Source organism: Variovorax sp. P4_B11, from assembly GCF_056402355.1.
In genome coordinates this window covers 144,693-157,369 of sequence record NZ_JBFUHO010000003.1, presented here as the reverse complement: position 1 = coordinate 157,369, position 12,677 = coordinate 144,693, and the positions used below count along the sequence as shown (strand labels likewise).

Annotated in this window: 11 protein-coding genes; 1 reads left to right on the top strand and 10 read right to left on the bottom strand. The window is 68.9% G+C overall.

Translation table 11 applies throughout. The features are described from left to right. Window positions 1-6: 6 nt before the first annotated feature. From AC1DYD_RS04765 to AC1DYD_RS04745, 5 genes are all read right to left on the bottom strand, one after another. Window positions 7-519, bottom strand: a complete 513-nt coding sequence (locus AC1DYD_RS04765; RefSeq protein ID WP_478171591.1) for a GNAT family N-acetyltransferase — start codon at window positions 517-519, stop codon at window positions 7-9. Beyond that, a complete protein-coding gene (locus tag AC1DYD_RS04760; RefSeq protein ID WP_478171590.1) occupies window positions 519-794 on the bottom strand; it encodes a type II toxin-antitoxin system TacA family antitoxin in 276 nt (91 codons plus the stop codon). The genes AC1DYD_RS04765 and AC1DYD_RS04760 overlap by 1 nt, the downstream gene beginning before the upstream one ends. Window positions 795-871: 77 nt before the next feature. Continuing rightward, a complete protein-coding gene (locus AC1DYD_RS04755) occupies window positions 872-1,927 on the bottom strand; it encodes an amino acid ABC transporter permease (RefSeq protein WP_478171589.1) in 1,056 nt (351 codons plus the stop codon). Further along, window positions 1,924-2,931, bottom strand: a complete 1,008-nt coding sequence (locus AC1DYD_RS04750) for an amino acid ABC transporter permease (protein ID WP_478171588.1) — start codon at window positions 2,929-2,931, stop codon at window positions 1,924-1,926. The genes AC1DYD_RS04755 and AC1DYD_RS04750 overlap by 4 nt, the downstream gene beginning before the upstream one ends. A gap of 64 nt (window positions 2,932-2,995) precedes the next feature. Further along, window positions 2,996-4,027 carry an amino acid ABC transporter substrate-binding protein gene (locus AC1DYD_RS04745; protein ID WP_478171587.1) on the bottom strand — a complete coding sequence of 344 codons (1,032 nt, stop codon included), beginning with the start codon at window positions 4,025-4,027 and terminating at the stop codon, window positions 2,996-2,998. Between the two features lie 160 nt (window positions 4,028-4,187). Here AC1DYD_RS04745 and AC1DYD_RS04740 point away from each other — a divergent pair, with 160 nt between their 5' ends. Continuing rightward, on the top strand, window positions 4,188-4,592 hold the full coding sequence (locus AC1DYD_RS04740) for a DoxX family protein (protein WP_478171586.1): 405 nt from the start codon (window positions 4,188-4,190) through the stop codon (window positions 4,590-4,592). A gap of 1 nt (window position 4,593) precedes the next feature. On the opposite strand, the gene def is transcribed toward AC1DYD_RS04740, so the two are convergent. The 5 genes from def to smc form a co-directional block, all read right to left on the bottom strand. Continuing rightward, a complete protein-coding gene (gene def, locus AC1DYD_RS04735; protein WP_478171585.1) occupies window positions 4,594-5,133 on the bottom strand; it encodes a peptide deformylase in 540 nt (179 codons plus the stop codon). A 48-nt stretch (window positions 5,134-5,181) separates the two neighbouring features. Beyond that, window positions 5,182-5,529, bottom strand: coding sequence for a hypothetical protein (locus AC1DYD_RS04730; RefSeq protein ID WP_478171584.1), 348 nt, complete (start codon window positions 5,527-5,529; stop codon window positions 5,182-5,184). A gap of 71 nt (window positions 5,530-5,600) precedes the next feature. Next, window positions 5,601-7,691, bottom strand: a complete 2,091-nt coding sequence (gene ligA / locus AC1DYD_RS04725; protein ID WP_478171583.1) for an NAD-dependent DNA ligase LigA — start codon at window positions 7,689-7,691, stop codon at window positions 5,601-5,603. Between the two features lie 12 nt (window positions 7,692-7,703). Continuing rightward, window positions 7,704-8,798, bottom strand: coding sequence for a cell division protein ZipA C-terminal FtsZ-binding domain-containing protein (locus AC1DYD_RS04720; RefSeq protein ID WP_478171582.1), 1,095 nt, complete (start codon window positions 8,796-8,798; stop codon window positions 7,704-7,706). Between the two features lie 259 nt (window positions 8,799-9,057). Continuing rightward, window positions 9,058-12,573 carry a chromosome segregation protein SMC gene (gene smc, locus AC1DYD_RS04715; RefSeq protein WP_478171581.1) on the bottom strand — a complete coding sequence of 1,172 codons (3,516 nt, stop codon included), beginning with the start codon at window positions 12,571-12,573 and terminating at the stop codon, window positions 9,058-9,060. Window positions 12,574-12,677: the final 104 nt, after the last annotated feature.

Sequence of the window (12,677 nt, the reverse complement as noted above, 5' to 3'; positions counted from 1 at the left end):
CCGGGCTCAGATCTGGTTGGCATTCGATATCCATCGGCGCGCGTCCTTGAGGAGCAGCAGCAACTGCTGCTCACGAACCGGCGACGGCTCGAAACCGAATCGAAGATAGAAGCGCTCGGCTTCTTCGTCGATGGGGTGGGTCAGCATGGCCCGGACGCCGGCCTGATCGGCGATGAGGAGCGTGCGTCGGATGGCGTCCTGGAGCATGCCGACGCCAACGCCCCGTCCTTGATCGGACGCACAAACGGCAAGCCTGGCCAGGATGATCACCGGGATCGGGAAGGCCCCCATGCCCTTGCGCACACGATCAGGCGCATCCAGCGTGTCGATCTGTCCCACCGTCAGGCTGAAGTAGCCGGCGACCCGTGCGCCCTGCGCGACCACGTAGGTCTTGGCAGAGCCGCTGGCCTGCGCTTGGCGCGCGTGTCGTACCAGCCAATCGTTGAGCGAAGGCTTGCCGCAGTCGAACGCTTCCAGGCGATGGCTCGCGTCCAGCGCCTGCGGAGCACCGAATGCCATCAGGTGTCCCAGGGAGCGCGTCGCGAGAGCAGGTCCTTCAGGCCGGGGTTGTCCTGTTCGGGCCGATCCAGCATCGACAGCAAGGCCTGCGACTGACTGCTCGTGGCCAGAAACAAGCGCTGGTCGAGCAGGGTCCGTTCGGCCGCCTGGTAGGCGCTGTCGAGGATGAACTCCGTCATCGACTTGTTGCTGACCTCCGCGGCGCGGCGCAGGACGGTCTCCTGCTGCGGGGTGGCTCGCAGCCCAAGCCTGGAAGAACGAGCGGCAGTGGTCATGGCGGTCCCCTTGAAACGTGCGTCATGTTAGTACAACAGACGCACAAATGCAATCTCGGAGCTGTCGACGAGACGGCTCAGTGCCCGCTCGAGAGCCGCCGCTCCAGCCAGCCGCTGTAGCGCGACAGCCCGAAGCACAGCACCCAGTACACCGCGGCGATGAACAGGTAGCCCTCGAGGTAGAACGGCCGCCAGGTCGGGTCGCCGCCCAGCGCCAGGCCCAGCGCGCCGGTCAGCTCGAACAGCCCCACCACGGTGACGAGCGAGGTGTCCTTCAAGGTGCCGACCACGTTGTTGGTCAAGGCCGGCACCACCAGCCGCAGCGCCTGCGGCAGCACGATGTCGCGCTGCACCGGCCAGCGGCCGAAGCCGAGCGCCATCGCGGCGTCGACCTGCCCGTGCGGCACCGCCTGCAGTCCGCCGCGGATGATCTCGGCCAGGTAGGCGGCGACAAACAGGGTCAGGCCGGCCAGCACCCGCACCAGCACGTCCGGCTGCCAGCCCGCGGGCCACAGCAGCGGCAGCAGGAACGAGGCCATGAAGAGCACCGAGATCAACGGCACGCCGCGCACCAGCTCGATGTAGGTGGCGCAGAGCGTGCGGATCAGCGGCCACTGCGAGCGCCGGCCCAGCGCGAGCAGCAGCGCGAGCGGAAAGGCCAGCGCCAGGCCGACCACCGCCAGGCCGATGGTCAGCGGCAGGCCGCCCCAGCGGTTGGTGGCGACCGCCTCGAGCCCCAGGACGCCGCCGCGCATCAGCACCACGAACAGGCCCAGAGACACGACCCACAGCGGCAGCAGCCACCAGCGCCAGCTGCGCGGCCAGGCGCTCAGCAGCGTGGTCAGCGACAGCAGCATGACCGCGACCGCCGGTCGCCACTGGTCCTCGTAGGGATAGCGGCCGAACAGGATGGGCCGCCATTTCTCGGCGATCACGCCCCAGCAGGCGCCATGGGGCACGGCGCGGCAAGCCTGCGCTTCCGGACGGAAGACGGCCTGCAGGACGGCCCACTCCAGGGCATGGAAGCCGGCCCAGGCGAACAGCAGCAGCAGCGCCAGGGTGAAGGCGGCGCGCAGCGGCGAACCCCACAGCTCCTTGCGCCAGGCGGTCGTCGGCCGCGCCACGCCGCTCATCGCCAGCCCCTGAGCGCGACGCGCGCGTTGTAGCGGTTCATGGCCCACGAGATCGCGAGCGAGAGCCCGAGGTACACGGCCATGATCACCGCGATGCACTCGAAGGCGCGGCCGGTCGAGTTGAGCGAGGTGTTGGCAACCGAGACCAGTTCCGGGTAACCCACGGCCACCGCCAGCGAGGAGTTCTTGGTCAGGCTCAGCAACTGGTTGGTGAGTGCCGGGACGATCACGCGCAGTGCCTGCGGCAGCACCACGATGCGCAACTGCTGCCATCCCGTGAGGCCGAGCGCCTGGGCCGCCAGCTTCTGGCCCTGCGCGACGGAGGCGATGCCGGCGCGCACGATCTCGGCGACGAAGGAGGCCGTGTACAGCGCGAGCGCGATCACCACCGCCAGGTATTCGGGGCTCAGCGCCGCGCCGCCGCTGACGTTGAAGCCGCCGCGCTCCGGCCATTCGAGCCGGCTGGGCCAGAAGGCGCCCTCTTCCCGCACCGGCCAGGGCAGCGCGAGCCCGCCCTTGCTGAGCCAGACATCCGGCAGCAGTTCGAGCGGCTCGGTCGAATCGGGCAGCAACTGGGTCAGCGCGAAGTACAGCATCAGCAACTGAACCAGCAGCGGCACGTTGCGCAGCGTCTGGACATAGGCGCCGCAGAGGCCGCGCACCAGCACGTGCGGCGCCATTCGGCCGATGCCGATCAGCGTGCCGAGCGCGACCGCGATCGCCGCGGCCGGCACCGCCGCCCGCACGGTGTTGATCAGGCCGGCGAGAAAGGCGCGCCAGAAGGGCTGGCCGGCATCGAAATCGAGCCAGCCTTCGGAGATCTCGAAGCCGGCCGGCTGCAGCAGGAAATCGAAGCCCGAATGCACGCCGCGGCTGCGCAGCGTTTCGAGCGCATGGAGGACCAGCCAGATGACGCCGAACGCGATCGCCGCGATCAGCAGGGCCTGCAGGGCCCAGGCCAGCCAGACGGCACGGCGCCGCCCGGGCGGCTGTGCGGCGCTCACGGGACAAGCTCCGCGTTCGGCACTGCGGTGCGAGCTTGCTTGGGAGCGGCCCGACGCGCAGCCCTCACCGCACCGGCAATCCGTACATCAATCCGCCCTTGTTCCAGAGGTTGTTCGAGCCGCGCGGCAGCTGGAGCACCGACTTCGGCCCGACGTTGCGCTCGAACACTTCGCCATAGTTGCCCACCGCCTTGATCGCGCGGTACGACCAGTCCTTGTCGAGGCCCAGCAGCTTGCCGAGATCGTCGCCGCTGCCGACCAGGCGCTGCTGCGCCGGGTCCTTGCTGGAGGCCTTGAGCTCGTCGATGTTGGCCTGGGTGATGCCGAACTCCTCGGCCTCGATCAGCGCGTTGGGCACCCACTTGGCGATCGCGAACCATTCGTCATCGCCGCGGCGCACCAGCGGCGCCAGCGGCTCCTTGGAGATCAGCTCGGGCAGGATCACGTAGTCGTCGGGGTTCGGCGCCTCCTTGTTGCGCAGGCCCGCGAGCGCCGAGGTGTCGGTCGTGAAGGCCTGGCAGCGACCCGCGAAGAAGGCCTTGAACGAGGCCTCGAAGCTCTCGAACACCACCGTCTTGACCGGGATGTTCTGGGCCTTGAACCAGTCGGCCACGTTCTTTTCGTTGGTGGTGCCCGCCTGGGTGCAGATGGTGGCGTTCTTGAGCTGCTTGGCGCTGGTCACCTTGATCTTCTTCGGCACCAGGAAGCCCTGGCCGTCGTAGTAGGTGATGGTCGTGAAGTGGAAGCCAAGCGAGGCATCGCGGGTCATCGTCCAGGTGGTGTTGCGCGCCAGGATGTCGATCTCGCCGGCCTGCAGCGCCGAGAAGCGCTGCTGCGAATTGAGCGGCACGAACTCGACCTTCTTGCTGTCGCCGAGCACGGCGGCGGCGATGGCGCGGCAGGTGTCGACGTCCAGGCCCGACCAGTTGCCCTGCGTGTCGGGCGCCGAAAAACCGGCCACGCCATTGGTCACGCCGCACTTGACGGTCCCACGCTGCTTGACGGCGTCGAGCGTCTTGCCGGCCAGGGCCGGGGCGGCAGCGAAAACCAGGGTGGCGGCGACGGCGGCGAGCGCCGGGCGGATGCGTGAATTCATGCGGTGATCCTCTTCTTCTGTCTTCGAAATGACGGCAGCGGGCAGTTTACGGGGCGGCGCGCAAGTCTGCCAAAGAACCGCTCGTCGGGCGCACATTCCCCAAATCGACTTTCGGATCGACCACAATCGCGCCTGTTTTTAGCAACGAAAGGTATTTCAAATGATCCGTTCCGATGACACCGGCAAGCTCGTGCTGCGACTGGCCCTGGGCATCCTGATCCTGCTCCATGGCATTTCCAAGCTCAGCAGCGGTGTCGGCTTCGTCGCCAGCATGCTGAGCGCACACGGTCTCCCGAGCGCGCTCGCCTACCTGGTCTACATCGGCGAGATCCTGGCGCCGGTGCTGCTGATCGCCGGCATCTACACGCGCCCTGCCGCCTGGATCACGGTCATCAACATGCTGGTCGCCATCTGGCTCGTGCATTTCAAGGACTTCTGGGTCATCGGCAAGACCGGCGGCTGGGCGCTGGAACTGCAAGGCATGTTCCTGTTCGCCGCGCTCGCTGTGGCCTTCCTGGGCGCCGGCCGCTTCAGCGTCGGCGGCACCAGCGGCAAGTACAACTGACTCAGTCGTCTTCGCCCGCATCGAGGCCTGGAAACAGGACCTCCGTAAAGCCGAAACGCGAGAAATCGCGCATCCGCATCGGATACAGCTTGCCCAGCAAGTGGTCGACCTCGTGCTGGACCACGCGGGCATGGAATCCGCTCACGCTGCGATCGATCGGATCGCCATAGGGATCGAAGCCGGTGTAGCGGATGCTGGCGAAGCGCGGCACCACGCCGCGCAGGCCCGGCACCGACAGGCAGCCTTCCCAGCCCTCCTCTTCCTCGTCGCCGATCGGCGTGACGACGGGGTTCAAGAGCACCGTGCGCGGCACGACCGGCGCATCCGGGTAGCGCGGGTTCACCGTGTCGGTGCCGAAGATGACGAGCTGCAGGTCGACGCCGATCTGCGGCGCCGCGAGGCCGGCGCCATTGACCGTGTGCATGGTCTCGAACATGTCGCGCACCAGCAGGTGCAGCTCGTCGGTGTCGAAGGCGGCGACCGGCTGTGCGACGCGCAGCAGCCGGGGGTCGCCCATCTTGAGAATTTCGCGGAGGGCCATCGCGGGATTATCGTGGCGGCCGGGATCCGAGGATGCGCCGAGTCGGCCCTATCGGCGACCGTAAACGCCGGCGCGGCCGTAATAGCCAGGACGGCCGTAATACCCTGGACGACCGTAGGAGCCCCCGTGGCCGTAGTAGCCGGGCCAGCCGTTGTAGCGGTAGCCGCCGTAGTAGGCCGGGCGCCCATAGTAGCCGCCCCAGCCGTAGTAGCCGCCCCAGCCGTAGCCGGCCCCGACGTACAGCGACGGCGACACGACGACCGGACCCGGTTCGACGTAGTACGGATAGGTCGCGCCGGTGTAGCCGGTGTAGTAAGGCCCAGGCACCACGCAGCCGCCCAGCATGACGGTGACGCCCCCGGCGATGGCGGCCGACACAGAACGAAATCGCTTCATCTGGACCTCCTGAGCAATCTGGCCTTTCAACGGCCGCCGAGCTCGGCTGTTGACCGGGGAAACGCGAAAGCTCAGGATAGACCCTGCGCGAGGATCTCCAGCATCCGAGCCTCGTCGATCACGGCCACCCCCAGCTCGCGCGCCTTGTCGAGCTTGCTGCCGGCCTCGGCGCCGGCCACCACGTAGTCGGTCTTCTTGCTCACCGAACCGGCCACCTTGGCGCCGGCTTCCTCCAGTTTTTCCTTCGCTTCGTCACGGCTCAGCGTAGGAAGCGTGCCGGTGATGACGAAGGTCTTTCCCGCCAGTGGCCGGGGTGCGCGGACGGCGGGCTCGCCCTCTTCCCAGTGCACGCCGCAGGCGCGCAGCTGTTCGACCACCTCGCGGTTGTGGGGCTGATGGAAGAAGGTCCGCAGGCTGGTCGCCACCACCGGCCCGACGTCGTTGACTTCGAGCAGCTGCTCCTCGCTCGCATCCATGATCGCGTCGAGCTTGCCGAAATGCTTCGCCAGGTCCTTGGCCGTGCTTTCGCCGACGTGGCGGATGCCGAGGCCGAACAGGAAGCGCGGCAGCGTGGTCTTTTTCGACGCCTCGAGCGCCTTGACGATGTTGTTGGCGGATTTGTCGGCCATGCGCTCCAGGCCGGCCAGCGTCGTGAAGCCGAGCTTGTACAGATCGGGCAGCGTGCGGATCAGGTCGGCGTCGACCAGCTGCTCGACCAGCTTGTCGCCCAGGCCCTCGATGTCGAGCGCGCGCCGGGCCGCGAAATGCAGGATCGCCTCCTTGCGCTGCGCGGCGCAGAACAGGCCGCCGGTGCAGCGGTAGTCGACCTCGCCCTCCTCGCGCAGCGCATCCGAGCCGCAGACCGGGCACTGGTGCGGCATCGTGAAGACCGGGCCGCGCTCGGCCTCGGGCCGGGCCGCGCTCTCGGGCAGCACGCCGACCACCTCGGGGATCACGTCGCCGGCGCGCCGCACGATCACGGTGTCGCCCACGCGCACGTCCTTGCGCCGGGTCTCGTCCTCGTTGTGCAGGGTGGCGTTGGTCACCGTGACGCCGCCGACGAACACCGGCGCCAGCTTGGCCACCGGCGTCAGCTTGCCGGTGCGTCCGACCTGGACCTCGATCGCCAGCACCTCGGTGAGCTGCTCCTGCGCCGGGTACTTGTGCGCCACGGCCCAGCGCGGCTCGCGCGAGACGAAGCCCAGCTGCCGCTGCAGCTCGAGGCTGTCGACCTTGTAGACCACGCCATCGATGTCGTAGGGCAAGGCGTCGCGCTGGCGGCCGATGGTCTCGTGAAAGGCGATCAGCTCGATCGCGCCGCGGGCCCGCGCGGTCTGCGCCGCCACCGGAAAGCCCCAGGCGCTGAACTGCTGCAGCCAATCGAACTGGGTCGGGCGCACCGGCCCGCCCTGCTCGGGCGGCGTCACCTCGCCCAGGCCGTAGGCGAAGAAGCTCAGGGGCCGCCGGGCGGCGATCGCCGGATCGAGCTGGCGCACCGCACCGGCCGCTGCGTTGCGCGGATTGACGAAGACCTTCTCGTTCTTCTGGCCGGCGGCGATCTTCTCGCGCTGGCGTTCGTTGAGGGCGTCGAAATCATCGCGCCGCATGTAGACCTCTCCGCGCACCTCGACCACCGGGGGAATCGCAGATGCCTCGCCGCGCAGGCGCAGCGGAATCTGCTGCACCGTGCGGATGTTCTGCGTCACCTCCTCGCCGATCTCGCCGTCGCCACGGGTCGCGGCCTGCACCAGCACGCCGTTCTCGTAGCGAAGGTTGAGCGCCAGTCCATCGAACTTGAGTTCGCAGACGTACGCGACCTGGGGCCCGTCCTCGGCCAGCCCCAGCTCCTTGCGCACCCGCGCGTCGAAGGCGCTGGCGCCGGCGGGCGTGATGTCGGTCTCGGTGCGGATCGACAGCATCGGCACCTTGTGGCGCACCTTGGCGAAGCCGTCGAGCGGCTTGCCGCCGACGCGCTGGGTCGGCGAATCGGGCGTGCGCAGCGCGGGGAATTCGTCCTCCAGGGCCTGCAGGCGCCGGAACAGCCTGTCGTACTCGGCGTCCGGCAGTTCGGGCGCATCGAGCACGTAGTAGAGATGGGCATGGCGGTGCAGCTGCTCGCTCAGCGCGGCGGCTTCCTTCACCGCGTCTTCACGCGTCGTCATGGGAATCTCCGGCTAGCTGAACAATCGACGCGCCAGCGGCGAGCCGGCCGACAGATCGCGCGAATCGAGCGTGTCGTAGAGCTGTTCGAGGTCGACGCCGATCACGTCCATGGTTTCATCGCGCAGCAGCTGGCCGTCGCTGTCGGTGACGACGCCGTCCATCTCGCGCACCAGCGCAGCCGCCGCCTCGCGCATCCGCTCGAAGGGCCGCTCGGTGCGGTCGACCTGCGGCACATCGAGGCTCAGCGTCAGCTCGCGGATCGCCGACTGCGCCGGATCGTCGGCCAGCGCGGCCTGGGTGTCGAAGGACAGTCCGAGGATCGGCGGCAGCCCGTGCTCGCCCGCCGGCAGCACCATGCGGCCCGGAATCAGGCCAGCCACGAAGCCGAGACGCGCGGCGTTCTGCTGCACGTAGCCCGGGCTCCAGGCCGCATGGCGCGCGCGCAGCACGAAGCTCAGTTGCGCATCGTGCGAACTGGCGAACTGGTCGAGCTCGCGGGCCCGCGCCACCTCGTCGAGCATCTCCGGAAACTCCGGCGCGCCATTGACCGCGTCGGCGAAGGCCTGGGCCTTGACCACGAACTCGGAGTACTCGATCTCGTTAAGCGCACCGGTGCGGTTGGCCATTTGGACACCGACCTGGAAAGCGCCGTAACGCTGGCCGGCCACCGCCGGCTCCCATTCGCCGGTGAACTCGTTGAGCCCCTCGACCGCCACCGGCTTGCTGCCGGCACGCCGGGTCGCAGGCATGGCCGCGATCGCGGCGTCGCCGGAGGCCAGGCCATCGAGCGACACGGGGGCGATCACATCGATCAGCGGATCGAGGCCGCCACGCCGCTCGGACGAGGGCGTGGCCAGCGCGGTCGGCGCCGGCAGATCGGGGTCGAACAGGGGCTCATGCCGTTCGTGGCCAGGCACCTGGTGCGGATCGATGTGCAGCACGGGTTCGAGTTCGCCCTGGGGCCCGGCTTCGGCCTCGGCCGGCGCGCTGTCGGGCGCATCGGGCTGCTTCGGCGCATTGCGGCGCGACATCCAGGTGTTGTAGCCGACCACGGTGGCAAGAACCAGTCCACCGAGGATGGCGAGGGCGACGGTGAGATTGCTCATGGACCGCACCGGCTCAGACGCCGCCGGGCCGCCCCAAGGCGGCTGAGGCCCCCTCGGGGGGCAGCGACACACGAAGTGARGAGCGTGGGGGGCCAGGCCGGCGCCGGGCCGCCCCAAGGCGGCCTGCGGCCCCCTCGGGGGGCAGCGACACACGAAGTGAGGAGCGTGGGGGGCATCCAGGCCGGCGCCGGGCCGCCCCAAGGCGGCCTGCGGCCCCCTCGGGGGGCAGCGACACACGAAGTGAGGAGCGTGGGGGTCATCAAGCCGCCTCGACCATCGACACGGCCGATTCCATGTCGACCGCGACGATCCGCGAGACGCCCTGCTCCTGCATGGTCACGCCGATCAGCTGCTCGGCCATTTCCATCGCGATCTTGTTGTGGCTGATGAAGAGGAACTGGGTTTCGCGGCTCATGGCTGTGACCAGTTTGGCATAGCGCTCGGTGTTGGCGTCGTCCAGCGGCGCGTCCACTTCGTCCAGCAGGCAGAACGGCGCGGGGTTCAGCTGGAAGATGGCGAACACCAGCGCGATCGCGGTCAGCGCCTTCTCGCCGCCCGACAGCAGGTGGATGGTCTGGTTCTTCTTGCCCGGCGGCTGCGCCATCACCTGGACGCCGGAGTCGAGGATCTCGTCGCCGGTCATCATGAGCCTGGCGTTGCCGCCGCCGAACAGCTCCGGGAACATCCGGCTGAAATGCTCGTTGACGATCTTGAAGGTGCCGCCCAGCAGGTCGCGGGTCTCGGCGTCGATCTTGCGGATCGCGTCCTCGAGCGTGCCGATGGCCTCGTTGAGGTCGGCCGACTGGGCATCGAGGAAGGTCTTGCGCTCGCTGGCCACCGCCAGTTCGTCGAGCGCTGCGAGGTTGACCGCGCCGAGCGCCGCCACTTCGCGGTTGAGCCGATCGATCTCGCTCTGCAGGCCGGTCAGCCGCACCTTGTCGGTCTCGATCGACAGCGCGACCGCCTCGAGATCGGCCTCGGCGTCCGCCAGCAGCTGCTGGTATTGCTCGAAGCCCAGCCGGGCGGCCTGCTCCTTGAGCTGGAAATCGGTGATGCGCTGGCGCAGCGGGTCGAGCTCGCGCTCGAGCTGCAGCCGGCGTTCGTCGCTGGCGCGCAGCTTGAGGGTCAGGTCGTCGTACTGGCTGCGCGCCGCGCCCAGCGCGGTCTCGCGCTCGAGCTTGAGCGACAGCGCATCCTGCAGGCCGGCCTGTGCCGCGGCGTCGGACAGGCGTCCGAGTTCGGCGCGTGCGCGCTCGTCTTCGTCGGTCAAGGCGACGGTCTGCTGCGTGGCGGTCTCGATCGCGCGGCTCAGCTCGGCGCGGCGGGCTTCGAGGGTGCGCTGCGCGAAGGTCGCCTCCTGGGCCTGGCGTTCCAGGCTGCGGTGCTGTTCGCGGCTGGCCGTCAGCGCGCGGCCGGCCTCGATGACCCGTTCGTCCAATTGGGCGTGGCGCTCCTGGCTGTCGGCCAGCTGCATGTCGAGCTCTTCGAAGCGCGACTCGGCGGCGACGCGCCTTTCCTGCAGTTCCTCGAGCTGGGCCGTCACCTCGCCGAGGTCGTTGGACAGTTGCTCGCTGCGGGCCCGCGTCTGTTCGGCCAGCTGCGACAGGCGCAGCGTCTCGACCTGCAGTTCGTGCGCGCGCGATTGCGTCTCGGCGGCCTCGCGCCGCGCCGTGACCAGCCGCTGCGCGGCATCGCCGTACGCCGCCTCGGCGCGCGCCAGCGCGGTGCGCGACTCGTCGGCGATCAGGGTCTGGGCGCGCAGTTGGCGCTCCAGGTTCTCCATTTCCTGCTGGCGCGCCAGCAAGCCGGCCTGTTCCGAATCGGGGGCGTAGAAGCTGACGCTGTGGGCCGTGACCGCATGGCCGCTCTGCACGTAGATCACTTCACCGGGCTGCAGCTTGTCGCGCTGCGCCAGTGCCTCCTCGAGCGTCGCGGCGGTGAAGCAGCCGTGCAGCCATTCGGCCAGCAGCGCCTGCTGGCCGGCATCGCCAAGGCGCAGCAGGTCCGCGAGGCGCGGCAGCGTCGACGGACCCTGCGGCACGGCCGCCATCGGCGGCGAGTAGAAGGCCAGCTTGGCGGGCGGCGCATCGCCACCGAAAGCCCGGACCATGTCGAGCCGGCTGACTTCGAGCGCGCCCAGGCGTTCGCGCAGCGCGGATTCGAGCGCGTTCTCCCAGCCCTGCTCGATGTGGATCCGGCTCCAGAGGCCCTGCAGGCTCTCGAGTCCGTGCTTGGCCAGCCAGGGCGCGAGCTTGCCGTCGGTCTTGACCTTTTCCTGCAGCGCCTTGAGCGCCTCCAGCCGGGCCGAGAGTTCCGCATGCCGGGCACCTTCGGTGTTCACGGCCTGCTGCCGCGTGCGCCGGTCGTCGTCCAGCTGCGGCACCGCTTCCTGCAGTTCCTGCAGGCGGGCATCGGATTCGGCGGCGGCCTCCTGCGCCATGGCCAGCTGCTCCTGCTGGTCGCGCAGGCGGGCCTCGTCGGGCGCCGCGAGCGCGTTCTGGTCGGTGCGCAGCCGCTCGGCGCGCTGGTTGAGCTGGCGGCTCTGTTCCTCGATGTTGCGCTGATCGGCGGCCAGCACCTGGATCTGCTGCTGCACCTGGACCACCGTGGCGCGCTGCGCGTTGGCCTCGTCCTGGGCGCGCTGCTGCGCGTCCTCGAGCTCGGGCATGCGGGCGTCGTGCTCCTCGATCTGGGCGGCCAGCAATTCGGACTGCTCCTCGGCGTTCACGCCCTGTCCGGCCAGCGTCTCGATCTCGGCTTCGGCATCCTCGCGGCGCGCGTTCCATTGCGCCATCTGCTCGCGCAGCTGCACCAACCGCTGCTCGACCCGCTGGCGGCCCTCGACCACGAAGCGGATCTCGCCCTCGAGCCGGCCGACTTCGGCACTGGCCTCGTACAGCTTGCCCTGGGCCTGGTTGACGTGGTCGCCGGCCGCGTAGTGGGCCTGGCGGATGGTCTCGAGCTCGGCCTCGATGTGGCGCAGGTCGGCGGTGCGCGACTCGAGGTCGTTGATGGCCTTCTCGGCATCGGCCTTGACCTTGGCCTGGTCGGCCTCGCTTTCGCTGCGCTTCAGGAACCACAGCTGGTGCTGCTTGCGCGTCGCGTCGCCGGTCAGCTGGTTGTAGCGCGCCGCCACCTCGGCCTGCTTCTCGAGCCGCTCGAGGTTGCTGTTGAGCTCGCGCAGGATGTCCTCGACGCGCGTCAGGTTCTCGCGCGTGTCGCCGAGCCGGTTCTCGGTCTCGCGGCGGCGTTCCTTGTACTTCGAGACGCCGGCGGCTTCCTCGAGGAACAGGCGCAGTTCCTCGGGCTTGGATTCGATGATCCGGCTGATGGTGCCCTGGCCGATGATCGCGTAGGCGCGCGGACCGAGGCCGGTGCCGAGGAACACGTCCTGCACGTCGCGGCGGCGCACCGGCTGATTGTTGATGTAGTAGCTCGAATTGCCGTCGCGCGTCAGCACCCGCTTGACCGCGATCTCGGCGAACTGGGCCCACTGGCCGCCGGCCCGGTGGTCGGCGTTGTCGAACACCAGCTCGACGCTCGACCGGCTGGCCTGCTTGCGCGTGGTCGTGCCGTTGAAGATGACGTCCTGCATCGACTCGCCGCGCAATTCGGAGGCACGCGATTCGCCGAGCACCCAGCGCACGGCGTCCATGATGTTCGACTTGCCGCAGCCGTTGGGACCGACCACCCCGACCAGCTGGCCGGGCAGAAGGAAATTGGTGGGTTCGGCGAAAGACTTGAAGCCCGAGAGCTTGATGGAATTGAGACGCACGTCAGGTCGGCCCTAAGCCAGTTGTTTTGCCAAGGTTGGGTGCCAAGGTGTTGATTTGTAAGCAGATTCCGGCGGCTGACACCCCCAGGCCAAGCCGCCACCTG

Excerpts from the sequence above, each read along its gene's own strand:
- AC1DYD_RS04765 (WP_478171591.1), bottom strand. The coding sequence starts at position 519 with ATGGCATTCGGTGCTCCGCAGGCGCTGGACGCGAGCCATCGCCTGGAA.
- AC1DYD_RS04760 (WP_478171590.1), bottom strand. The coding sequence starts at position 794 with ATGACCACTGCCGCTCGTTCTTCCAGGCTTGGGCTGCGAGCCACCCCG.
- AC1DYD_RS04755 (WP_478171589.1), bottom strand. The coding sequence starts at position 1,927 with ATGAGCGGCGTGGCGCGGCCGACGACCGCCTGGCGCAAGGAGCTGTGG.
- AC1DYD_RS04745 (WP_478171587.1), bottom strand. The coding sequence starts at position 4,027 with ATGAATTCACGCATCCGCCCGGCGCTCGCCGCCGTCGCCGCCACCCTG.
- AC1DYD_RS04740 (WP_478171586.1), top strand. The coding sequence starts at position 4,188 with ATGATCCGTTCCGATGACACCGGCAAGCTCGTGCTGCGACTGGCCCTG.
- def (WP_478171585.1), bottom strand. The coding sequence starts at position 5,133 with ATGGCCCTCCGCGAAATTCTCAAGATGGGCGACCCCCGGCTGCTGCGC.
- AC1DYD_RS04730 (WP_478171584.1), bottom strand. The coding sequence starts at position 5,529 with ATGAAGCGATTTCGTTCTGTGTCGGCCGCCATCGCCGGGGGCGTCACC.
- ligA (WP_478171583.1), bottom strand. The coding sequence starts at position 7,691 with ATGACGACGCGTGAAGACGCGGTGAAGGAAGCCGCCGCGCTGAGCGAG.
- AC1DYD_RS04720 (WP_478171582.1), bottom strand. The coding sequence starts at position 8,798 with ATGAGCAATCTCACCGTCGCCCTCGCCATCCTCGGTGGACTGGTTCTT.